The sequence below is a fragment of the Natronobeatus ordinarius genome (assembly GCF_024362485.1).
GTDB lineage: Archaea > Halobacteriota > Halobacteria > Halobacteriales > Natrialbaceae > Natronobeatus > Natronobeatus ordinarius.
The window spans coordinates 1,331,545-1,353,060 of sequence record NZ_CP101456.1 but is presented as its reverse complement, the minus strand read 5'-3'; the positions used below and the strand labels follow the sequence as shown (position 1 = coordinate 1,353,060).

General features: G+C 66.0%; 20 protein-coding genes. 10 read left to right on the top strand and 10 right to left on the bottom strand.

Translation table 11 applies throughout. From position 1 onward, the window contains the following. Positions 1–5: 5 nt before the first annotated feature. Genes trpA through trpC form a run of 3 tightly spaced genes read right to left on the bottom strand, consistent with a single transcriptional unit; the run spans position 6 to position 2,913 of the window. Entirely contained in the window at positions 6–830 is an 825-nt protein-coding gene (gene trpA / locus NMQ09_RS06970; protein WP_255193875.1) for a tryptophan synthase subunit alpha, read from the bottom strand. Further along, a complete protein-coding gene (gene trpB / locus NMQ09_RS06965; RefSeq protein ID WP_255193874.1) occupies positions 827–2,110 on the bottom strand; it encodes a tryptophan synthase subunit beta in 1,284 nt (427 codons plus the stop codon). Before trpB ends, trpA begins: the two co-directional genes overlap by 4 nt. Beyond that, on the bottom strand, positions 2,107–2,913 hold the full coding sequence (gene trpC, locus NMQ09_RS06960) for an indole-3-glycerol phosphate synthase (protein WP_255193873.1): 807 nt from the start codon (positions 2,911–2,913) through the stop codon (positions 2,107–2,109). The genes trpB and trpC overlap by 4 nt, the downstream gene beginning before the upstream one ends. A 95-nt stretch (positions 2,914–3,008) precedes the next feature. Between trpC and NMQ09_RS06955 the strand changes: the two genes are divergently transcribed. After that, positions 3,009–3,479 (top strand): MGMT family protein, encoded by a 471-nt coding sequence (locus tag NMQ09_RS06955; RefSeq protein WP_255193871.1) that lies wholly within the window; start codon positions 3,009–3,011, stop codon positions 3,477–3,479. Positions 3,480–3,817: 338 nt separating this feature from the next. Beyond that, positions 3,818–4,573 (top strand): hypothetical protein, encoded by a 756-nt coding sequence (locus tag NMQ09_RS06950; RefSeq protein WP_255193868.1) that lies wholly within the window; start codon positions 3,818–3,820, stop codon positions 4,571–4,573. A gap of 225 nt (positions 4,574–4,798) precedes the next feature. Here the strand turns inward: NMQ09_RS06950 and NMQ09_RS06945 are convergent, their stop codons facing one another. From NMQ09_RS06945 to lonB, 3 genes are all read right to left on the bottom strand, one after another. After that, positions 4,799–5,146 (bottom strand): hypothetical protein, encoded by a 348-nt coding sequence (locus tag NMQ09_RS06945; RefSeq protein WP_255193866.1) that lies wholly within the window; start codon positions 5,144–5,146, stop codon positions 4,799–4,801. Positions 5,147–5,279: 133 nt separating this feature from the next. Then, a complete protein-coding gene (locus NMQ09_RS06940; protein WP_255193864.1) occupies positions 5,280–6,227 on the bottom strand; it encodes a CPBP family intramembrane glutamic endopeptidase in 948 nt (315 codons plus the stop codon). After that, positions 6,228–8,417 (bottom strand): ATP-dependent protease LonB, encoded by a 2,190-nt coding sequence (lonB, locus tag NMQ09_RS06935; RefSeq protein ID WP_255193861.1) that lies wholly within the window; start codon positions 8,415–8,417, stop codon positions 6,228–6,230. Positions 8,418–8,581: 164 nt separating this feature from the next. Here lonB and NMQ09_RS06930 point away from each other — a divergent pair, with 164 nt between their 5' ends. Continuing rightward, complete coding sequence (locus NMQ09_RS06930; protein ID WP_255193859.1) at positions 8,582–9,118, top strand: nicotinamide-nucleotide adenylyltransferase; 537 nt, start codon at positions 8,582–8,584, stop codon at positions 9,116–9,118. A 1-nt stretch (position 9,119) separates the two neighbouring features. Next, entirely contained in the window at positions 9,120–9,935 is an 816-nt protein-coding gene (locus NMQ09_RS06925) for an SAM hydrolase/SAM-dependent halogenase family protein (RefSeq protein ID WP_255193857.1), read from the top strand. Positions 9,936–9,968: 33 nt separating this feature from the next. Here NMQ09_RS06925 and NMQ09_RS06920 read toward each other — a convergent pair whose 3' ends face one another. Further along, positions 9,969–10,343, bottom strand: coding sequence for a HalOD1 output domain-containing protein (locus NMQ09_RS06920; RefSeq protein WP_255193855.1), 375 nt, complete (start codon positions 10,341–10,343; stop codon positions 9,969–9,971). A gap of 116 nt (positions 10,344–10,459) precedes the next feature. Then, entirely contained in the window at positions 10,460–12,019 is a 1,560-nt protein-coding gene (gene thsA / locus NMQ09_RS06915) for a thermosome subunit alpha (protein WP_255194565.1), read from the bottom strand. A 179-nt stretch (positions 12,020–12,198) separates the two neighbouring features. On the opposite strand from thsA, the gene NMQ09_RS06910 reads away from it, so the two are divergent. From NMQ09_RS06910 to NMQ09_RS06890, 5 genes are all read left to right on the top strand, one after another. Continuing rightward, the gene (locus tag NMQ09_RS06910) at positions 12,199–13,020 is read left to right on the top strand and encodes an amidohydrolase family protein (RefSeq protein WP_255193853.1); all 822 of its coding nucleotides are present in this window, start codon (positions 12,199–12,201) and stop codon (positions 13,018–13,020) included. A gap of 129 nt (positions 13,021–13,149) precedes the next feature. Beyond that, positions 13,150–14,037, top strand: coding sequence for a basic amino acid ABC transporter substrate-binding protein (locus NMQ09_RS06905; protein ID WP_255193851.1), 888 nt, complete (start codon positions 13,150–13,152; stop codon positions 14,035–14,037). Positions 14,038–14,041: 4 nt separating this feature from the next. Then, a complete protein-coding gene (locus tag NMQ09_RS06900; RefSeq protein ID WP_425607267.1) occupies positions 14,042–14,776 on the top strand; it encodes an amino acid ABC transporter permease in 735 nt (244 codons plus the stop codon). After that, positions 14,776–15,570, top strand: a complete 795-nt coding sequence (locus tag NMQ09_RS06895) for an amino acid ABC transporter ATP-binding protein (RefSeq protein WP_303842905.1) — start codon at positions 14,776–14,778, stop codon at positions 15,568–15,570. The genes NMQ09_RS06900 and NMQ09_RS06895 overlap by 1 nt, the downstream gene beginning before the upstream one ends. Further along, positions 15,560–16,564: an amino acid ABC transporter permease gene (locus tag NMQ09_RS06890; RefSeq protein WP_255193847.1), complete on the top strand. Its 1,005-nt coding sequence runs from the start codon at positions 15,560–15,562 to the stop codon at positions 16,562–16,564. The genes NMQ09_RS06895 and NMQ09_RS06890 overlap by 11 nt, the downstream gene beginning before the upstream one ends. A 106-nt stretch (positions 16,565–16,670) precedes the next feature. On the opposite strand, the gene NMQ09_RS06885 is transcribed toward NMQ09_RS06890, so the two are convergent. Then, the gene (locus NMQ09_RS06885) at positions 16,671–18,032 is read right to left on the bottom strand and encodes an adenylosuccinate synthase (protein WP_255193845.1); all 1,362 of its coding nucleotides are present in this window, start codon (positions 18,030–18,032) and stop codon (positions 16,671–16,673) included. A gap of 227 nt (positions 18,033–18,259) precedes the next feature. Between NMQ09_RS06885 and NMQ09_RS06880 the strand changes: the two genes are divergently transcribed. Then, a complete protein-coding gene (locus NMQ09_RS06880; RefSeq protein ID WP_255193844.1) occupies positions 18,260–18,565 on the top strand; it encodes a hypothetical protein in 306 nt (101 codons plus the stop codon). Positions 18,566–18,838: 273 nt separating this feature from the next. Here the strand turns inward: NMQ09_RS06880 and NMQ09_RS06875 are convergent, their stop codons facing one another. Next, positions 18,839–21,289, bottom strand: a complete 2,451-nt coding sequence (locus NMQ09_RS06875; RefSeq protein ID WP_255193841.1) for a DUF7527 domain-containing protein — start codon at positions 21,287–21,289, stop codon at positions 18,839–18,841. Positions 21,290–21,516: the final 227 nt, after the last annotated feature.

The window sequence follows — 21,516 nt, the reverse complement described above, 5'->3', positions numbered from 1 at the left end:
TCCAGTTAAGGCTGTTCTGGTTCGGGCATCGTTGTCCCACGGTCGGCGCCGCGTTTGAGTTCGCGCGCTTTCGCCTCGAGGGCGGCCGCCGGCTCGTCGCCCTCGGCGATCAGGTCGATCAGGGCGCTGCCGACGATGACGCCGTCGGCGCCCGCCTGGACGATTTCGGCGGCGTGGTCGCCCTCGCTGACGCCGAAGCCGACCGCCTTGGGCACCTCGTCGTACTCGGCGAGGCGCTCGAGGCTGTCGTGGGTCGCCGTCGAGACGTCCGCGCGCGCGCCGGTCGTGCCGAGTCGCGCCTGGACGTAGACGAAGCCGGAGGCCTGGGACATGATCGTCTCGAGGCGCTCGCCGTCGGTCGTCGGCGCGACGATGAACACGAGGTCGAGGCCGTGGGTGTCACAGGCCGCGCGCAGCGGTCCCGACTCCTCGGCGGGAAGATCCGGGATGATGAGCCCCGCGAGGCCGGCCTCGGCGGCCCGTTCGACGAACGGATCCGGGTCCGCACCCGTCCCATACTGGAGGATCATATTGTAGTACGTCATCACCAGCAGCGGCGCCTCGACGTCGAGGTCCTCGACCAGCTCGAAAACGCCCTCCGGCGTCGTCCCGGCCTCGAGCGCGCGGTTGATCGCCGCCTGGATCGTCGGCCCCTCCGCGATCGGTTCGGAGAAGGGCAGGCCGAGTTCGATCAGGTCCGCCCCGCCACGATCGAGCGCCTCGACGTACGCTTTGGTGTCCTCGAGCGAGGGGTCGCCCGCGGTGAGGTAGGTGATGAGCGCAGGGTGGTTCTTTCGGATCGCCCGCTCGATCTCGCTCTCACGGGTCATTGGTCGAACACCTCCACGTCCGGCGCGGCCTCGAGGTCGCGTTTCTCGGTCTCCTCGAGGACGGTCTCGAGGTCCTTGTCGCCCCGGCCGGAGACGTTGACGACGACCAGGTCGCCAAGCTCCTCGTGCCGTTCCTCAAGGAAGCCGAGCGCGTGGCTCGACTCGAGCGCCGGGATGATCCCCTCGAGCCGCGAGAGCCGGTGGAAGGCGTTCAGCGCGGCGTCGTCGTCGACGCTGACGGGCGTGACGCGGCCGGACTCGACGAGGTGGGAGAGTTCGGGGCCGACGCCCGCGTAGTCGAGGCCGGCGCTCACGCTGTGTGACTCCATGATCTGGCCCTCGTTGCTCTGGAGCAGCTTCGTCATCGCGCCGTGGAGGACGCCGTCGGTACCCGTCGAGAGCGTCGCCGAGTTTGGCGCGAGACCCGCCTCTTCGTCGATCTCGAGGCTCGAGCCGCCGGCCTCGACGGCGTAGAGCGCCACGTGCTCTCGCGGGCCCTGCCCGCTCGAGTCATCCGCGGAGCATGGCTCCGCGCTCTCCACATCGTCGACGAACGCGTGGAACGCCCCCATCGTGTTCGAGCCGCCACCGGCGCAGGCGACGACGCTGTCGGGCAGCCGACCCGCCTGCGCTTGCACCTGCTCGCGGGCTTCCTCGCCGATGACGGCCTGGAAGTCCCGGACCAGCGTCGGGAACGGGTGGGGGCCGACGACGCTCCCGATGACGTAGTGGGTCGTCTCGACGGTCGTCGCCCAGTCGCGCATCGTCTCGTTGATCGCCTCTTTCAACGTGCCCCGACCCGCGTCGACGGGGTTGACCGCGGCGCCGTTCATCCGCATTCGGTAGACGTTCGGCCGCTGGCGGTTGACGTCGGTGCGGCCCATGTAGATCTCACAGGGCATCTCGAGGTGGGCGGCGGCCATCGCGGTCGCCGTCCCGTGCTGGCCCGCACCGGTCTCGGCGATGATCCGCTCTTTGCCCATGTACTTCGCGAGCAGGACCTGGCCGAGCGCGTTGTTCAGTTTGTGTGCGCCGCCGTGGACGAGGTCCTCGCGCTTGAGGTAGATCTCCCGGCCGTAGCGCTCGCTCAGTCGGTCCGCGCGCTGGAGCGGCGTCGGCCGCCCGCCAAACTCGCGCATCCGTTCGCGGAACTCGTCCATGAAGCCGTCCTCGTTTCCGAGGACGTACCGCTCGTAGGCGTCCTCGAGCTCCTGGACGGCCGGCATCAGCGCTTCCGGTACGTACTGTCCGCCGTAGTTGCCGAACGTGCTCTCGCTCATGTGTTCTCCGTCACCCGTGTGTCGTCGCTCGCCGTTGCAACGGCCTCGACCAGCCGCCGCGTGTTCGCCTCGACGTCGCCCTCGCCGCCGTGGTCCATGATCGCGCTCCCGACCAGCAGGCCGTCGGCGCCCGCCTCGCGCATCCGCCGGACGTCCTCGGGCGTCGAGATGCCGCTCTCGGCGAGCAGCGTCACGTCGTCGGGGACGTGGGGGGCCACCCGCTCGAAGGTGTCGAGGTCGACCTCGAGTCTCGTCAGATCCCGGTTGTTCACCCCGACGAGCTCCGCGCCCGCCTCGAGCGCCGTCTCGAGTTCGTCGACATCGTGGACCTCCACGAGCGGCTGGAATCCACGCTCGCGGGCGGCCTCGAGCAGCGACTCGAGTTCGTCCTCGACGAAGGCGACGATCAGGAGCAGCAGGTCGGCCTCGACGACGTCCAGGTGTTCCTCGCGCAGGACGAAGTCCTTGCGAAGGACGGGAACGTCGACCGCCTCGCGCACGCGGGTCAGCGCCTCCGGCGAGCCGCCGAAGTGCGTCGGCTCGGTGAGGACGGAGATGGCGGTTGCGCCGCCTGCGACCATCGCCCGGGCGAGGTCGACCGGATCGTCCTGACGCGTCCCGTCGGTCGTCGGGCTCGTCGGCTTTACCTCCGCGATCACCGGCGCGCGGCCGTCGTCGGCCGCGGCGGCGAGCACCTCCCGAACCGGTCGGGCGTCGACGGAGACGCGCTCACCTCCCGCTCGCTTCCGGGCGGCCTCGAGGATCGACGCCACCGCAGGCGCGACCGCACCATCTGAGTTCATTGTTGTACATCGACGTACTCATATGTACAAAAACCTTGCGCCATCGGCGCGCGAACTGGCGAACGTTCAAGTCGCCGCCGACCCTCCGGCCGGACATGGAAGCGGCATCGGAAGCAGGGATCTACGCGAGGGAATCGACGTACCTCGAGCGATTCGTTCAGCTCGGCATCGCGAGCGGGCGCGTCCTTTCCGTCTCGTTTCCCGAACACGCCGAGGCCGACGCGGCGAACGATCACCCCCTTCTCGATCGTATCTTCGAGTATCTCGAGGGCGTGACCGAGGTCGACTTCGAGGACGTGCAGATCGCGCTCACCGTCCCGACCGACCAGCGGGCGGTCCTCGAGGCGGTTCGGTCGATTCCCTACGGCGAGCAGGTGAGCGTGACGGCGCTCGCCCGAATGACGCCCGAACTCGATCCGGAGGACGACGACGACCTGATCCTCGTTCGGACGGCGCTCGACGAGAACCCCACCCCGCTGCTCATCCCCGACCACCGCGTCCGCGACGGACCCAGCGCGGCGCCGCCCGCGGTCGAACAGAAGCTCCGCTCGCTCGAGGGGCTCTGATCGGCGCTGTTTAATCGCTAGGCGGCGTCGAGTTGAGTCGTTAGAGTCACTCCTCTCACCTACTTTCGATCGAAGAGCGACAGGTGCGGTCGGTTCCGATCGCTGACAGCTGCTATCGCCTGTCGAACCGGCCGACAGAAACGACATTCGTCGGAACCAACACTATTATCCATGGGCTAAATAACATTTGACTAATGATCGGTGCAGTTCTCGAATTTAGTCTTCTCGTCTCGGTTTTTGTACTACTACTTTACGCGGTTGTCGTCAGAACTGGAACCGTAACCACACTCCGTCTCGTGGCCCACCGACACGGACTCAACCGAACGACGCTGGCCGGTGTGGTGATCATCTGCGCGAGTGCGATCGGCCTGACGGTCGCCGGCGGCTCACCGGCGATCGAGCGGTATGGGATCACCGCATACGAAGTCGGTCTCGTCTTGCTGATCGCTGGCGGCACACTCGCCGGGATCGCCGCCGGGAGATACGGCGAGTACCGACAGTTCACTGCTGGTACCGCATCGACAGTCCGGGATAGCTTCGACGGTGATATCGTCACACTGACTGGGACTGTCGCCGGCACTGCCGGGTCGCTTTTGCAAACGCCGTACAGTAACACGCCATGTGTAGCCTACGATGCTCGACTCGAGACGAACCTCCGGGCCGAAACGGATGCCCATACGTTCTGGACCGTCGACGATCGGTCGACCGACCACCAGCAGTTTCTGCTCGAAGACGACACTGGAACGATCGCGATCGATCCAACCGATTCACGACTTACGCTCCCGACATGTGCACAATCGGATGCTCAGGAGTCGGTGTCGATGGCCCACCGACTCCGCTACGGACGTGCCAACCCGATCGACGAACGGCACAGCAGGTACACCGAACACTGTCTACAACCGGGAGACACGGTCGGCGTTCTCGGCCGAGTTACCGGTTCCGGATCGGAACGAACCGTCGACGCGACTGCGATCTTTAGCGCTTCAACGTATGGTGAGACACTGACCCGAACAGTCAGCTGGAACGGCGCCGTCGGTGTTGTCCTCTTTGTTGTGGGATTTCTCATCATGATCGTCACTTCCGGGGTCGTGTGACCGGCGTCGAACAGCAGTACCGTCTCACTTAATGGTATCGACGACACACATCAGATCCCGCTGATCATACCGGGGATGAAAATCCGCGGATGTTCACCCGCTATAGTAACCGTTGAAAGTCGTTGCACACCCGGTCACGACCGTTGGCGGGCAGCCTCGCCGACGAGGCCGAGGCTGCCGCTCGGCTGTGACCGGGTATAAATCGTTTCAACGAGTACTATAGTATCAATCGGCGACCCAGACGGCGTAGACGTAGAGGACGATGCCGACGATGACGCCAATAGAGGCGATGTCGTTGAGTATCCGGTTGGGGAAAACGAACCACGCCAGCTGGGCGGCCCCGCCGATGGCGAGGCTGACGCCCGCGGCGAGGATCGGCGACCGTTCGCCGTCCGCCTGCCGGACCAGGAGTCCACCGAGGCCGATCGCGATGAGGCCGAACAGCACCTGCGAGGCGAACAGCGCCAGTGGGTTGCCGGCGACGCCACCGTAGATAACCAGGCCGAAGTACAGTACGACCGCGAACAGCAACATCCGGTGGACCGACTCCGGAAGTTCCTCGAGACCACTCATGTCACCGACGACGGGGTCGTCTCCCTTATAATAGTCGTTAAACGTCAGTGCACACCCGATCACGAACGTCCGCGGCCAGCCTCGGCCTCGTTGCGAAGGCTGACCGGTCGGTTGTGATCGGGTGTCGCTCGTTTCAACGACCACTATCGCTTCTGAGGGTTTCCGTCCACTCGAGGCCGAGCCCCTCGTGGACGACGAACTCGAGGGCGTTGATCAGGTAGTGAGCGACGATCACGACCAGCAAGCTCTCGGTGAGAATGAACGCCGCCGCGAGGGCGAACCCGAGCGTCCCGGTGACGACGATCCCGACCCGTCCCTGCATCCCGTGGCCGACGCCGAAGGCGATCGAGGAGCCGACTGCGAGCAGCCACGGCGAGAGGTCGAAGCCCACCGAGAGCGCGCCGATCAGCGCCGCCCGGAAGAGCAGTTCCTCGAAGACCGCGATGATCGGCAAGACGACGAGCAAGAGGACGAGCCAGCCGCCGGCCGACTCGGGCGCGAGCAGCTCCCGCAGCGTCTCGTCGGGGTCGAATCCGAGTCGCTTCGCGCTCGCCGAACCGAGTTCGTTCGCGACGTAGAGGACGAGGCCGAGGACGGTACCGACGACGAGGCCGGCGACGAGGTACTCGCGCGTGAACGCGATCCCGAGCGCTGCGGCCGGAATTCCCGTGTAGACGATCGCGCCGAGCAGCAGCCCCGCGAAGAGCCCCTGGGAGATCGCGACGTTCGCGAGTAACTCGCCAGTCGACAGCGATTCCGGTGGCCCGGGTTCAGCCGGGGCCCGCTCGCGTTCGTCTCCGCCGGTCGGTTCGACGGGCGTCTCGAGTTCGGAGCTCGGGTCCACAGCCGGCTCACGGTCGCTCGAGTCGGCTCGATCTTCCACCGGTCCGCAGCCGGGATGAAGTGGGGCGTCGGTGCCGTCCTCGAGGGGCGAACCGACGCCGTCGTGTCCTGGCGACTCGTCCGCGTGCTCGACAGTCGATCGGTCGGCGTCGAAGGCGGTCTGGGTGAGATACGACAGCGCCAGAAGGAGTGCGAGGACGACGCCCGTCAGTCCGGCGAACGTCCCCCACTGCGGCATTTACTGTGGGCTCGGGCTCTGGCCACCGGTTCCGCTGGCGACCTGCTGGTCGAACGCCGATCCGGTGATCTGCTTGAGCCGGGCGAGCAGCGAGTCCTTCTCGGGCTCGCCGATCAGGGCGACCTCGAGCACTTCGCTGATGTTCGAGACCGGGATGATCTCGATCATTTCGTCGTACTCGTCTTCGATCATCACGTCCTGTTCGTTGGTCTTCGGGATGATGACCTTCTCACAGCCGGCTTTCGCGGCCGCTTCGATCTTGTGGGTGACGCCGCCGACGGGGAGGACGTCCCCGCGGACCGACAGCGAGCCGGTCATCGCGATCGACTGATCGACCGGGATGTCCTCGAGTGCCGAAATGACCGCCGTTGCGACGGTGATCGAGGCGGAGTCGCCGTCGACACCTTGCTGGCCGGCCTGGACGAACTGGATGTGAACGTCCTTCTCCGAGAGGTCGACGTCGGAGAATTTCTTGATGATCGCCGAGACGTTCTGGACCGACTCCTCGGCCATCTCCTTGAGCTGCCCGGTGGCGATCACTTTTCCGCCACCCTGGGCTGGCGCGATTTCGGCCATCACCGGGAGCATAATACCGGAGTCCTCTCCCATGACGGCGAGGCCGTTGACGCGGCCCTCGACGCCGTCTTCGGTGACCTGCAGCTCGTAGTCCTTGCGCCGTTCGATGTAGTCGTCGGCGAGTTGCTGTTCTATCGAGCGCGAGCGGTTTTTCGCCTGCAGGACGTGGTCGCGAGTCGTGAACTCGGCGTCTTCCGCGCGGGCGATGTCACCCGCGACGCGGACGAGTCCGCCGAGGTTGCGGAAGTGGAGCGTGAGGTGCTCTTTTCGGCCGGCACGGCGTTTGGCCTCGAGAAGTACCTCCTCGACTGCCTCGCGCGTGAAGTGGGGCAGGCGACCGTCTCGCTCGACTTCCTGGGCGATAAAGCGGGCGTACTTGCGGCGCATCTCGGGGGTGTCCTCGATGGTGTCCTCCATGTACACCTCGTAGCCGTAGCCCTTGATCCGCGAGCGCAGCGCGGGGTGCATGTTCTCCATCGCGTCTAAGTTCCCTGCAGCGATCATGATGAAGTCACAGGGGACGGGCTCGGTCTGGACCATCGCACCCGAGGAGCGCTCTGACTGGCCCGTGATGGCGAACTCGCCCTCCTGGATCGCCGTCATCAGCTTCTGCTGGGTGCGGACGTCGAGCGTGTTGATCTCGTCGACGAACAGCACGCCCTTGTTGGACTTGTGGATCGAGCCGGGTTCGACGCGGTCGTGACTCGGCGTCTCCATACCGCCGGACTGGAACGGGTCGTGGCGGACGTCGCCGAGCAGTGCACCCGCGTGGGCGCCGGTGGCGTCCTCGAACGGCGCGGTGCGCTGATCGCCGTTGTTGACGATCATGTTCGGCACCATCGCGTCGGTGCCGCGAGAGGTGTACCGGAAGATGAGCCAGATGACACCCGCCGCGATGATACCCAGAAGGATGGTGCCGACGAGAATCGAGTAGACGATGACGATCGCGATGATGATCCACATCAGAATCGATCGCATCTGGTTGCGCTTTCTGGCCTCTTCTTTGTGCGCTTCGATAATCTGTTCGCCCTTGCCGGCGGGAACCGTCCGGACTTTCGGCGCGTTGCCGTCGTCGGGGTTGTGGTAGACGAGGACGTCCTGGAGGTCCTCTTTCGGCAGGAGCTGGCTCATCGCCTTCGCCAGCATCGACTTACCCGTCCCGGGCGAGCCGATCATCATCACGTGGCGGCGCTGTTTTGCAGCCTTGATGATGATGTCCCGTGCCTCGTCCTGTCCGATCACCTGGTCGACGAGCCGATCGGGGACCTCGATGTCCTCGGTCGAGTCGATCTTGAGCCCACCGACGAGATCATCCTCGGCGGCCTCCTCGTCGATCTCGACGCCGGGATCGACCTCGACCTCGCTCCCGAGGTCCTCGACGGTCTCGATGTCGTCTTCCTCCTCGTCAACGCCGCTCTCGAAGTCGTCGTCGCGCCCGTCCTCGTCCCACTCATCGGGATCGTCGAGGGACTCGCTGGGGCGATCGACGACGTCGTCCCGGCCGTCCTCCTCGAGGACCGACCGGGCGTCTCCCGCTCGCTCCGTCTGCTCCTCGTCGGGAGCATCCTGGCTCGAGTCTTCGGGAGGGTCGTTAACGTTCGTGTCGTTACTCATAGAACTGTGTTCAGTACTCGAACCGAAGGGACTGCGATTGATATACTTTCTCCCTCACGACCGACGCCAGGCCGTCGGCTCGAGCGTCAGATCCTGTGAATTCGGCAATTCCGGCCGCCAGCCGACCTCGCCAGTCTTAAGGGGCAGAACGGCAAGATACGAGCATGAGCCGGGGCTTTTACATCGGTCGCTTCCAGCCGTACCACAACGGCCACCACAGCATGGTCGAACGGATCGCCGAGGACGTCGACGAACTCGTCCTCGGGATCGGAAGCGCCGGCGACTCACACTCGGTGAAAAACCCGTTCACCGCTGGCGAACGGATCATGATGATCACGAAAGCACTCGTCGACTTCGACCTCGTCACCTACGCCGTCCCGATCGAGGACTTAGAGCGCAACTCGGTGTGGGTGAGTCACGTCCAGAGCATGAGCCCCGACTTCGACGTCGCCTACTCGAACAACCCGCTCGTCATCCAGCTCTTTCGCGAGGCCGGCGTTCCAGTCCGCCAGTCGCCGATGTTCAACCGCGAGGTGCTCGAGGGGACCGAGGTCCGCGAGCGAATGATCCGCGACGAGGACTGGCAGCGACTCGTCCCCGAGGCCGTCGTCGAGGTCGTCGACGAGATCGGCGGCATCGAACGCATCCAGATGGTGAGCGAGAGCGACTCGAACGGCCAGTACGACGCGAACGACCGGTGAGATGCTCACGCTCGCCTCGGACTTCGGCACCCCCTATCCGGCCGCCATGCGCGGCGTCATCCTCCGACGAACCGACGCCCGCCTGGTCGACGTCGCGCACGACCTCCCCCGCGGCGATATCCGTGCCGCGGCGTTCTGGCTCCGCGAGCTGTTGCCGTACTTCCCGCCAGCGGTCCACCTCGTCGTCGTCGATCCCGGCGTCGGCACCGACCGAAACGCGCTCGTCGTCCGGGCCGGCAACCACGCCCTCGTCGGACCGGACAACGGCGTGCTGTTCCCGGTAGCCCGAGAACTCGCCGTCGACGCCCCGCTTGAGGCGTTCCTCGTCGACGACGACCACGACGACCTCCGTCCCGAGCGGACTGGCCGCTCGCGTGGGCAAAAGAGCACCACCTTCCACGGCCGAGACGTCTTCGCCCCCGCGGCCGCCGACGTTCACGAAACCGGTGTCGACTCCCTCGAGACGCTCCCGTACCTCTCTCTGACCGACGACTGGGTCGACCTCGAGCTCCCCGAGGCGACGGTCGACGGCGAGCGCGCAGTCGGCGAAGTGCTGGTCGTCGACGGCTTCGGTAACGTGATCACGAACGTTTCCGGCACCTACCTCGAGGGGCGAGAGGTCGTCGTCGCCAACGGCGAGTGCGTCCCGGTCGGCGAGACGTTCGCCGCCGTCGAGCCCAGCGAGCGGCTGGCGACCGTGGGCAGTCACGGCAACGTCGAACTCGACGTCAATCAGGGACGGGGCGAGGCGGCGTTCGGCCTGGAGGCCGGCGACGCGGTCGTGCTCGAGTTCGGTGACGACGGGCGCTGCGAGTGAGGTCCGACCTCACTCCGCTGTGACCGTACCGCGTCAGGTCGGCGCCGCGTGGTCGTCTCCGGACGATCGCTCGACCGGTTCGACGACGAGCTCGCCGGTATCGTGGACGGTCACGGTACACTGGGCGAAGGTGAACGACACCGTTGCGCCGGATTCGGTCCCGGCCTGCCAGTGATCGAAGAGCGACTCTAACGCGTCGGGATCGACGGCGGCCGTGAGGTCGTCGAGCTCGAGCGGATCAACCCCCTGAATCGACGAGACCACGAGTAGCAGTGTCGTACTCACCGGTTCGCACACAGCGTCGTCGACCCACGAGTGGTAGGTCCCCGCGCAGTCGTCGTAGTACACTGGCCGCCCGGCAGCGTCGTCGACGCGTCGTCCGCCTCCAGTCGGCCCGTCAGTGGCCATAGCACCTGGAAATGTTCCGTGATAGCACATAACAGTAACAGCCGATACGGGTCGGCGCGACGGAACAGACTGACGAACCCGACGAAAAAACGGCGGTGAACGGACTCGGGCGGGCGTTACTCGGCGGCGATGACGTCGTCGATGCGGACGATCATCGTCGCGGCCTCGGTGGCGCTCTCGACGGCCTCGCGCTTGACGTCCGCGGGGTCGACGACGCCGTACTCGACGGGGTCGTCGATCGTAACGTCCTCGCCCTGGGTGATCAGCCCGGCGCGACCCTCGGCTTCGTGGGCGGCACGAAGGTCCACGAGCGCGTCGATGGGGTCCTGGCCGGTGTTGCCCGCGAGCGTGCGCGGAACGACGTCCAGCGCGTCGGCGAAGGCGTTGACGGCGAGCTGTTTGCGGCCCTCGATGCCGGCGGCCGCCGAGCGGATCTCGTCGGCGATGGCGATCTCGGTCGCGCCCGCGCCAGGGACAACCTCGCCGGACTCGAGCGCCGTCGCGACGACGTCTAAGGCGTCGCCGATGGCGCGCTCGAGTTCGCTGACGACGTGTGCGGTGCCACCACGGACGAAGACGGTGACGGCCTCTGCCGCGGCGCCGCCCTCGACGAACGCGAGGTCGTCGCCGCCGAACGTCTCGGTGCGGATGCGGTCGGCGTGGCCGAAGTCCTCGGCCTCGAGGTCGGCGAGTGCGCCGACGCGGCTGGCGCCGGTCGCCGAAGCGATCTTGCGGGCGTCCTTGTTGCCGAGGTCCGCGAAGGTGAGGACGCCTTCCTTGGCGAGGTAGGCGGCGACACGGTCGTCGACGTCGTCGGTCGTGAACAGCACGTCGACGCCGGAGTCGGCGATCGTCTCGGCGTAGCCGCGTAGTTCCTGCTCTTCGGCGTCGAGGGCAGCGTTGAGCTGATCGATCGAGTCGATCGTGTACTCGGCGTCGACCTCACCGGTGCGGACCTCGAGTTCGACGTCGAGGATGGCGATCGAGGCGTCCTCGACCTCGCTCGGCATCTCGTCGTGGGCCGGCTCCTCGTCGATGACGATGCCGGGGACGAGCTCGGTGGCGCTCGAGGAGGCACCGACCTGGGTGTGGACGGAGACGTCGTCACGTGCGACGCCGTCGTCGCTCTCGACGTGGCGAATCGCCTCGACGACGGTCTCGGCGAGTTCGGCGGGGGTCAGTCCGCCGGTGCCCTTGCCCGTCATGCTCGACTCGGCGACCTGCTCTAAGAGCGCGTCGTCGACGTCGGCCTCGAGCACCTGCTCGGCGACGGCCTCGAGTGCGATCCGGGCGGCCTCGTGGTAGCCCTCGACGATCGTCGTCGCGTGGACGTCCTGTTCGAGGAGGTCCTCGGCCTCTGCGAGGAGGTTCCCCGCGATCACGGCGGCCGTGGTCGTCCCGTCGCCGACCTCCTCTTCCTGGGATTCGGAGACCTCGACGATCATCTGCGCGGCGGGGTGCTCGATGTCCATCTCGTTCAGGATTGTCGCACCGTCGTTCGTAATGACGACGTCCCCGCTCGAGTCGACGAGCATCTTGTCCATACCACGCGGGCCGAGCGTCGTTCGTACCGACTCGGCGACCGCTTTTCCGGCCATGATGTTCGACGACTGCGCGTCACGGCCCTGTGTTCGCTGGCTGTCCTCGCTCAGGATGAACAGGGGCTGTCCGCCCATGCGTCGCTGTTGTGCCATTGTTGAAACCTCACTAAATGTATCGTCAGCACTTCTATATAAGTGTTTCTCTCCAGACTCGCCTCCCTCTGGCGATTCCGCGCGGGTCGATGGAACCCAACAGTCGGGGCGGGCGACGGTGGCCGGTAACGAGATATGGCTCGCATCGTAACCTCGAACGGATGCTCGAGCTGGAACACGGGTTTCGCGTCGTCGACGTCAACGCGCGACTGACGCCCGCACCGGGGAAACGGGGACGGGGGCTGGCCATCTCGCCGGACCGCCTCGAGCGTGAACTCCACCAGGCAGGAATCGTGACGGCCGTCGTCTCGCCGGAACCGGCACCCGAGACGAGCTACGTCGGTCCCAACAACGGCGTCGCCCGATTGAGCGTCGAACGACCGTTCGTCGCGTTCGCCCGTATCAACGGCACCCGGTCGCCCGAACGGGATCCGACCAGCCGTCTCCGGAACGCCGTCACGCGACGCCAGGAGTGGCACACCACACCCCGAGACGTCGAACGATACGCGTACGACGACCGCTTTCACGGCTTTACGCTCGATCCCGCCGTCGACGGACTCCCGGACGAGGAGGTCCTCGCCGTCCTTGAGGACGTCGACCTTCCGCTGCTGGTCACCGGCGGGATCGATGCCCCGCCCGAAACGCTCGCGGAGACGATTCTCGACCGATCGTTCCCCGTCGTCGTCGCCCACTTCGGCGGTCATCCCCTCGATCGAGACCTGATGCACGAGATGATCGACCGCCTCGAGCACGTCGACGACTGTTACCTCGACACCAGCTTCGTCCGGTACCGCGAACCGCTCGAGCGCGCCCTCCTCGAACACCCCGACCGGGTCTTCTTCGGCAGCGGCGCACCCGCCTGCCACCCGAACGTCGCCGTCATGGAACTGCTCACGCTCGACGTCTCCGAGGACAAACTCATCCGGGCGTTCTCGAAGAACGTCGCGCGCGTGATCGACGTGCTCGCGCCGGAGTCGGGCTGAGACGCCGACGGTGGAACGAACCACCGTCCCCGCCTGCCGACCTTGCGACCAGTTCGAAATCCGTACGTTCCCGATAATAACATATTAACTCCCCGGGAAATTAAGCCACTGGAAAGGGTACAAAACCCCATGACGGACGCGAACAGCAGCACGCTAACCCGGAGAGACGCACTTCAGTACAGCGGGAGTGTCGCACTCCTGGCGCTCACGGCCGGCTACCTCCAGACCGACGCGGAAGATGCAGAGGGCGTCGTCGTCGGGACCGAAGCAGGCTTTCCACCGTTCGAAATGATCGAGGACGGTGAGATCGTCGGATTCGACGTCGACCTGACCGAAGCAGTACTGGAGGAGGCCGAGGGGTACGAACTCGAGGAGTGGCGGGACATGGAGTTCGGATCGCTGATCCCGGCCCTGCAGGACGGCAGCATCGACCTGATCGCCGCGGCCATGACGATCACGGAGGAACGCGAGGAGCAGATCGCCTTCTCCGACCCCTACTTCAGCGCCGACCAGTCGGTGCTGGTCGCCGAGGGGGTCGACTTCCAGCCGGAGTCGCTCGAGGACTTCGACGGCCAGGCCGTCGGCGCGCAGGTCGGCACCACCGGCGAGGGGGTCGTCGAGGAGGAGCTGATCGAGGAGGGACGTATCGACGACGCCGACTACTCCTCGTATGACAGCTACGTCCTGGCGGTCGAGGACTTAGAGCGCGGGATCGTCGACGCCATCGTCATCGACGAGCCGGTCGGCGAGACGTTCGCCGACGAGCGGGCCGTCGAGGTGGCGTTCGTCCACGAGACGGGCGAAGAGTTCGGCCTGGGAGTTCGCCAGGAGGACGAGGAGTTACTCGAGGCGATAAACGAGGGACTCGCGGCGATCGAGGAGGACAGCACGTACGACGAACTCGTCTCGGAGTGGTTCGGGGAGGAAGTCGAAGACGACGAGGACGACGAGGTCGACGCAGACGGCGACGACGAGGGCGACGAAACCAACGAACTCGTCTCGGAGTGGTCCGGCTGACGTGATCGGACTCACGTCGACGGCGCTCCCGCTCGAGACGATCGAACCCGTCGCCGCCGTCGCCGCCGAGGACTGGGAGTTCGTCCTTCGCAACCGCGAGTACTTACTCTACGGGGCGCTCATTACCGTCGCGCTGACGGCGACGAGCATCGTCCTGGGGTTCGCCCTCGGGTTCCCGGCGGGGGCGATCGAACGCTACGGCGGGCGGTACTCGAGTGCGTTCGTCCGAAAGGCCGGCGTAGTGATCCGTGGGACGCCGATCCTCGTGATCATGGTCTTCACGTTCTTCGTGTTTCCGCTCGAGTGGCTGTTCGTCCTGCCGGTGAGCGAGCCGTTCCAGGCGGCGATACTCGCGCTGGGTGTCCGAAGCGCCGCCTACCAGTCCCAGATCTTTCGGGGCGCGCTCCAGAGCATCGACCCCGGTCAGTTCGAGGCCGCACAGTCGATCGGCCTCTCGAAGTGGAAGGCCATCCGGTACGTGCTGGTCCCGCAGGCGTTGCGCCGGAGTGTCCCCGGCTTCCAGAACGAGTTCACGATCGTGTTAAAGGACACGAGCATCGCTTTCGCGATTGGCCTCGGCGAACTGCTTCGACGCTCCCACGACCTGATGACCCAGCAGACCACCGCCGCGCTGGAGCTGTTCCTCTTTGCCAGCCTGATCTACTTCGTCCTGACCGTCTCGACGAACCGCACGCTGGATTTCGTCAACGACCGGTACGCAATCCCGGGTGAGGGGTGATGACGGCACGACCCACGGACGACCGGATGCGAACCGACGACCGACCGCACGCCGACGGGGAGCCGCTGTTGCGTATCGAGGACGTCTGGAAGTCTTACGGGGACGAACAGGTCTTCCGGGGGATCGACCTCACGGTCGACCGGGGCGACGTCGAGGTGCTGGTCGGCCCGTCGGGCAGCGGCAAGTCGACGCTGCTGCGGTGTATCAACCGCCTCACGGAGATCGATCGCGGCACCATCTACCTCGACGGCGTCCCCGTGACCGACGACGGGACGGACGTCGACGAACTGCGCCAGCAGGTCGGAATGGTCTTCCAGGACATCAACCTCTTCGCCCACCTCACGGCGCGAGAGAACGTCACGCTGGGACTGCGTCGGGTGCGCGGGTTCGGCAAGCGAGAGGCCCGCGAGCGCGCCGACCGCGAACTCGAGAAGGTCGGGCTGGCCGACCAGACGGAGTCGTACCCGGCACAGCTGTCGGGCGGGCAGAAACAGCGCGTCGGGATCGCCCGGGCGCTCGCGATGGACCCGAAGCTCATGCTGTTCGACGAACCGACGAGCGCGCTCGATCCCGAACTCTCGAACAGCGTCCTCGAGGTGATGGAACGACTCGTCGAGGAGGGGATGACGATGATCGTGGTCACCCACGAGATGCGCTTCGCCAGATCGGCCGCCGACAGCGTCACGTTCCTCGAGGGCGGGCGAGTCGTCGAGCGCGGCCCACCAGCGCGGATGTTCGGGGAACCGGAGCGGGAGCGAACCCGCGAGTTCTTCCAGACGATCCATGGCCAGTGAGATCGACGTGAGACGGCTGCGACTGCCCGAGATTCCTGCCAGGAGACTGTTCGTCGGGCTGGCCGCGGTCGCGTTCTGGGTGTGGCTGCTCGCCCAGTGGACGAACGACTGGGTCCTCTCGCGGCTCGGGGTCGGTCCCGGTGCCGGCGAGCAGCCGCTCGAGCGCGAACCGATCGACGGGCTCGCGGTGGATATCGTCGCCTCGGCGGACGTATACGGCCCTCTTGCGGGGGTCGTCGAGTGGATCGGCTCGTTCGTCGGCATGATTGCCGTCGCGGTCGACATCGCACCCGCGCTCGCCGCCGGCGCGTGGTATACGATCGTTCTCACCGTCGTGAGCATCCTCCTCGGGCTCCTCATCGCCGTTCCGCTCGCGGTCGTCCGGGTCTACGGCGGTCCGCTACGGTGGCCCGCCCTCGGGTACATCGAACTCATCCGGGGGACGCCGCTGCTCGTCCAGCTGTTCGTGCTCTACTTCGGGCTCCCGCTGGCCGTCTGGCTCCACGGCGTCGAGACGGTCGGCCAGGGTCCGATCCCCGACCAGGCGTTTATCATCGCGATAATCGGGTTTACGATCAACAGCTCTGCCTACCAGGCCGAGTACATCCGTGGCGCCCTCGAGAGCGTCGACCGGGGACAGCTCACCGCCGCCCGCTCGGTCGGACTCTCACAGTTCGAGGGGATCCGCTACGTCGTCTTGCCCCAGACGCTGCGCTATGCGATTCCGGCGTGGACGAACGAGCTGGTGTACCTGATCAAGTACTCCTCGCTCGCAGCGTTCATCACGGTCCCCGAACTCTACTTCCGGGCTTCCCGGATCGCCTCGCGGACCTTCGAGTACACAGCGATCTACGCGAGCCTCGCGATCGTCTACATCGCGATCGTCCTGACCGCCACGGCCATCATGAGCCGTATCGAGACTCGAGTCGCCATCCCCGGGCTGGGACAGGCCGAGGGACGCCACCAGGGGCAGACCGAAGGAGAGCGAACGTGATCGCGTGAGAGCGCGAAGGGTGGAAGGACTGAACGCGAGAACCGCGGGTTCGGATCCGCCGCCGCAGGCGACGAAACCGGCCGTTCGCGGACGAGGTTCCGAGTGGCTACTCGAAGGGATCCTCGACGACGACCGTCTCCTCGCGACCGGGCCCGACGCCGACGGCGTAGACGGGGACGTCGAGTTCGGCCTCGAGGTACTCGAGATACGTTCGAGCGTTCTCGGGGAGGGCCTCGTAGCCCTCGGCGGCGACCTCGGCCCAGTCGACCTCGGGCCAGCCGTCGAAGGTGCGGAAGGTGGCCTCACACTCGCCCCACTGCTCGGTCGTGGGTGGCATCGTCAGGAGCTCCTCGCCCTCGCGCTCGTAGGCGTGGCCGACGTTCACTTCGTCGAGACCCGCCAGCACGTCGAGGTGGTTGACGACGAGGCCCGTGAAGCCGCTCGCGCGCGCGGCGTGACGCAACATGGGGATGTCGAGCCACCCGACGCGGCGCGGTCGGCCGGTGACGGTGCCGTACTCACCGCCTTCGTCACGGATGTACGTCGCGAGTGCTTCTTCCTCGCCCTCGGCCGCCTCGGAGTCGTAGCCGGGGGTCTGGCCCTCGACACCGCCGAGTTCCGTGGGGAGCGGGCCGGTGCCGACCCGCGAGAGGTACGCCTTGACGATGCCGATCACTTCACCCTGGCCGACGACCGTGGGGCCGAGGCCGCTGCCGACGCAGGCGCCACCCGCCGTCGGGTTCGAGGAGGTAACGTAGGGGTAGATGCCGTGGTCGATGTCGATCGAGGTCCCCTGTGCGCCCTCGAGCATCACGTTGTCGCCCGCGTCGATTCGCTCTTGGAGGTAGGTGCCGCAGTCGACGGCCATCCCCTCGTCGGCGATGCGCTCGCCGTATTCGCGGTAGGTCTCGTAGAGGTGTTCGACGTCGAACTCCTCACCGGTTTCGACGCCGAAGACGTCCTCGGCGAGAGCCCGCTTCTGGGGGACCACGTACTCGAGACGCTCCCGGAGGGTGTCGGGATCGAGCAGGTCGCCGATGCGGATGCCACGGCGTCCGGCCTTGTCCTCGTAGGTCGGGCCGATGCCGCGCTTCGTCGTTCCGGCGGCGAGGTCGTCCTTTTCGTCCTCTTCGATCCCGTCGAGAACGCGGTGGTAGGGGAGAATCACGTGCGCGCGCTCGGCGACGCGGACGTCCGGCTCGAGGCCGCGCTCGCGCAACGCGTCGATCTCGGAAAAGAGCGTCTCGGGGTTGACGACGCAGCCGTTGCCGAGCACGCCGACTTTGTCCCGGACCGCGCCGGAGGGCACGAGGGAGAGCTTGTACTTCTCACCGTCGCTGACGACGGTGTGACCGGCGTTGTCGCCGCCCTGATAGCGGACGACGACGTCGGCGGCGTCGCCGTAGAGGTCGACGACGCCACCTTTGCCTTCGTCGCCGAGTTGTGACCCGACGATTGTGACGATCATGACAGCGTCGGGTTCTTCCCCGGCCGATAAACCGATTACGGTCTGGGCAGTCGTTCGGGACGGTCGGTGCGCACGACCGTGCGTAGCCCACCGGGCTACCGCTGCCGGCATACGATGACCGAACCAGAAGCGTTAACTACTGACATAACCCACATTCGGGTTACCAGTGATTCTCTCACCCGCAGAGGGCAACCTTTAAAAGGAACAAAGACAAGTTAACAAATGCCATGATAGACAGACTTGAGAAGGAAGTTGATATGCTGGAACGCCATCTGCAGGTTCTGAGGATGGTGATCGAGAACGAGCCGATCGGAATCGTGAAGATGTCGAACGAGACGGGCTACCCCCACCACAAAGTTCGGTACTCGCTGCGCGTTCTCGAGGAGGAAAACCTCATCGAGCCCTCCAGCCAGGGTGCGATCAAGACCGACCGCACGGCCGAATTCGTCGACGAACTCGACGGCAAGATCGACGAGATCATCGACAAGCTCGAGGGAATGAAGATCGAAGACGTCGCAGAAATCGAAGGCTAACACGGTTTCACCATCCTGCCGTCTCTTGCTCGGAACCGACACGCCAGGAGCTGTGGCTGAGTGATACGGATTGCTGTAGCGAGTTATCCGCCCAGCCGCCCCACGGTCGCGGTTGCGCCGGAACTGACGGACAGCGGTCTGTATGACTGGCTCGCTTCGCGCACCGCGAGGACGGCTCGAGGGGGTCGGGACGCGTGAAAACGAACTCCGCCGTAGAAGCCAGTCCGCGAACGATCCAGAACGCGACCGGCCCGTCAGCTCACGGCTACCGGACTAGAGTTCCGGAACGGTCACGTGGAAGCCGCCCGAGCGCGCCTCCACCAGACACAGGTGGTAGCCCTGTTTTCGCGAGAGGTTGACGTAACTCAGCTTCGACCCGCGGCGCAGGAACCCGGCGCTGGTCGCCTGTTCGGTGACCTCGAGCGCGCCCGGCTCGAAGAAACTCGAGGTGACGACCAGCGCCGCCGCGAGGTCGGGGTAGTTCGCCTTCACCGCCGAGGCCGACGCCTCGAGCTCCTCGAGCAGCTCGCGGCTCGCCGGCTCGCGCGAGTCGTTCAGGACAAGCACGACGAGCGGGTTCCCCATCTTGTCGTAGGCGACGACGTCGAAGCGAACCTCGTCGGGAACGTCCTCGGTGTCGTCCTCTGCGAGCGAGATCGGCGCGTCGAATTCGGCACGGTCGATGCGTGGGATCGCGTCGTACAGATCGCCCAGGTCGTCGCCGCGCCCGGTGTCGCGGATCTCGTAGACGAGCGTGTTGATGAGCCACTCGACCGTCTGGTACTCCATCGTCGCCGGCAAGAACGCCTCGTAGGCCTCCCCGTCGACGACCGCGTCCGCGTCCTCGAACTCCGTGTGGTGTTCGAGCCGCAAGTTCGAGTCGACCTCGCTCGCGTCTGCCTCGCCGGCGTGAGCCGACGCGAGTGTCGCTCGGCTCTTCGAGTCGTACCGGACGAAGAGGTTCGTCCCCTCGAGCGCCTGGGTCGCCGACAGCTGTGTGCCCCCTCCCGTGCCCGCACCGCCGGACGAGCGGGCGCGCTCGAGTTCCGCCTCGAGTTCGTCGATCCGCGACTGGAGCCGTTCGATCGTCGCCGACTGATCCTGATTCGCCGACTTGAGGCGGTCGCGCTCCTCGAGGAGTTCATCACGCTGTGCGCTCAGCGTTTCACACCGGTTCTCGAGCGTCTCGATACGCTGTGTGAACTGTTCGACGCGTTCGGAACGCCCCGACCCTGGCGACTCCGACCCCGCCTGTGTGCGTGAGTCGACGGCCGCCGATCGCCGACGCGCGTCCGTCGCCGCTGGTCGAGCATCGGAGCGGTCCGCTTCGCGCGCGTTCGATGCCTGCGTTCGAGTAGCGTCCGACGCCGCTCGCGTCCTTGCGCTCGACTGTGACGCCTCGGTCGTCGATGACGACTGCCGCTTCTCAGTCGAGGACCGACGGGACGAGCGACGACGCGACTCGGCGTCTCTGTCGCTCGTGTTGTCCGGATCGATCGACGGGATGCGTCTGGTCTCCCGCCAGCGCGCTTCCTGTTTGAGTTGTTCCTCGAGGTCTGAATCGGCGTCCGTCGACTCCGCTACATCCGCACTCTCGGCGGACTCGACGGGCGACTCGGCGGACTCGATCGGCGACCCGTCGGAAGCGTCTGCCGCCGATGAGTCGTCGGACTCGCTCTCGGTCGCCACAACGGGTTCCTCGGTCGACTCACGCACGTGGTCGAGCGGATCGTCCGCCGCGTCGGCAGCCGGCTGGGCGTCAGTGGCGGACACCGACTCGTCGTCCGCCTCGAAGGCAGCCGCCCGCTCGTCCGCGTCACCGACGGCTTCCAACGAGTCGGTGATTCCCGGCGCCGACGGATCATCCGGTCGGTCGTCCGCGGTGGTAATCCCAGGTTCGTCGTCGTCAGCCACCGCTTCACTCGGTGCCGGCGACCCCTCACTCGAGTCCGAAGCTGATTCGTCGCCACTCGAGTCCACGTCGAGTGGTTCGATACCCGAGTTTACGTCGAGTGGTTCGATACCCGAATCCACGTCGAGTGCGTCGTCAGCCGGCGCGGGGTCCGTCGGTGGGCTCGAGTTGGCAGCCGACTCGTCGTCGCTGTCGGCAGCCGATGAGTCGACGTCGGCCGCCGCCGTCGACGCCGTCGATGGCTCGTCCCCCACGTCGGGCCCTGGGTCGGCGAGCTCGCGGAGGTCGGTGACGTCGACGTCGACGTCGATCACCTCGTAGATCCCGACCTCGTCGGCGGCTCGTTCGAACGCCTCGTCGTCGGTGATGAGGCGTTCGGCGTTGCCGATGTAGGCGGCGGCCATCCGCCGGCCGCCGTAGTAGACGAGGTAGTAATCGCCGCTCAGAACTTTCTCGCTCAGTTCGACGTAGCCCGTGAACGAGCCGTCGGTGAGCGTCTCGTCGACCTCCTCGAGTGGCGTCTCGTTGGTGTAGTACTTCGCTCTCGTCTCTCCGCCCCTCGTCTCCATCGCGGCGAGCAACGGAAGCGCCGGGTCGGGGGCCTCGTAGAGCGTTCCAGCGCCGTCCGTGACGTCCTCGAGGTCGCCACCGAAGACGCCGACGGTGCGGCCATTGAGCACGAACAGCCACGCGCCGTTCGCGTGGATCGCTCCCGAGAAACCCCGATCGGCGAGATCAGAGAGCCCGTCTGTGCCGCCACTGAACGGGCGAGAATCCCAGCGTTCGACGCGCTCTTGCGTGCGCGAGTCCATAATCCAACAAGCCGGATACGGACCAAATACGTTTCGCCTAGCAGTCCGTCGAACCTGAACGTATCAGTGGAACCGATCGCAGGTGCCCGGCTCGACGTACCGGCCGACGTTCGATGGCGCCCTAGTGGCGAGCCCAGCCTGAACTGCTGGGTGAAATCGATGGCTGTCATCCGATTTCACTCATCAGTCGACGCTGGGTGCGGTACTAGTGCGTTGCCAAGCCTGAT

Excerpts from the sequence above, each read along its gene's own strand:
- trpA (WP_255193875.1), bottom strand. The coding sequence starts at position 830 with ATGACCCGTGAGAGCGAGATCGAGCGGGCGATCCGAAAGAACCACCCT.
- trpB (WP_255193874.1), bottom strand. The coding sequence starts at position 2,110 with ATGAGCGAGAGCACGTTCGGCAACTACGGCGGACAGTACGTACCGGAA.
- trpC (WP_255193873.1), bottom strand. The coding sequence starts at position 2,913 with ATGAACTCAGATGGTGCGGTCGCGCCTGCGGTGGCGTCGATCCTCGAG.
- NMQ09_RS06955 (WP_255193871.1), top strand. The coding sequence starts at position 3,009 with ATGGAAGCGGCATCGGAAGCAGGGATCTACGCGAGGGAATCGACGTAC.
- NMQ09_RS06945 (WP_255193866.1), bottom strand. The coding sequence starts at position 5,146 with ATGAGTGGTCTCGAGGAACTTCCGGAGTCGGTCCACCGGATGTTGCTG.
- NMQ09_RS06940 (WP_255193864.1), bottom strand. The coding sequence starts at position 6,227 with ATGCCGCAGTGGGGGACGTTCGCCGGACTGACGGGCGTCGTCCTCGCA.
- lonB (WP_255193861.1), bottom strand. The coding sequence starts at position 8,417 with ATGAGTAACGACACGAACGTTAACGACCCTCCCGAAGACTCGAGCCAG.
- NMQ09_RS06930 (WP_255193859.1), top strand. The coding sequence starts at position 8,582 with ATGAGCCGGGGCTTTTACATCGGTCGCTTCCAGCCGTACCACAACGGC.
- NMQ09_RS06925 (WP_255193857.1), top strand. The coding sequence starts at position 9,120 with ATGCTCACGCTCGCCTCGGACTTCGGCACCCCCTATCCGGCCGCCATG.
- NMQ09_RS06920 (WP_255193855.1), bottom strand. The coding sequence starts at position 10,343 with ATGGCCACTGACGGGCCGACTGGAGGCGGACGACGCGTCGACGACGCT.
- thsA (WP_255194565.1), bottom strand. The coding sequence starts at position 12,019 with ATGGGCGGACAGCCCCTGTTCATCCTGAGCGAGGACAGCCAGCGAACA.
- NMQ09_RS06910 (WP_255193853.1), top strand. The coding sequence starts at position 12,199 with ATGCTCGAGCTGGAACACGGGTTTCGCGTCGTCGACGTCAACGCGCGA.
- NMQ09_RS06905 (WP_255193851.1), top strand. The coding sequence starts at position 13,150 with ATGACGGACGCGAACAGCAGCACGCTAACCCGGAGAGACGCACTTCAG.
- NMQ09_RS06895 (WP_303842905.1), top strand. The coding sequence starts at position 14,776 with ATGACGGCACGACCCACGGACGACCGGATGCGAACCGACGACCGACCG.
- NMQ09_RS06890 (WP_255193847.1), top strand. The coding sequence starts at position 15,560 with ATGGCCAGTGAGATCGACGTGAGACGGCTGCGACTGCCCGAGATTCCT.
- NMQ09_RS06885 (WP_255193845.1), bottom strand. The coding sequence starts at position 18,032 with ATGATCGTCACAATCGTCGGGTCACAACTCGGCGACGAAGGCAAAGGT.
- NMQ09_RS06880 (WP_255193844.1), top strand. The coding sequence starts at position 18,260 with ATGATAGACAGACTTGAGAAGGAAGTTGATATGCTGGAACGCCATCTG.
- NMQ09_RS06875 (WP_255193841.1), bottom strand. The coding sequence starts at position 21,289 with ATGGACTCGCGCACGCAAGAGCGCGTCGAACGCTGGGATTCTCGCCCG.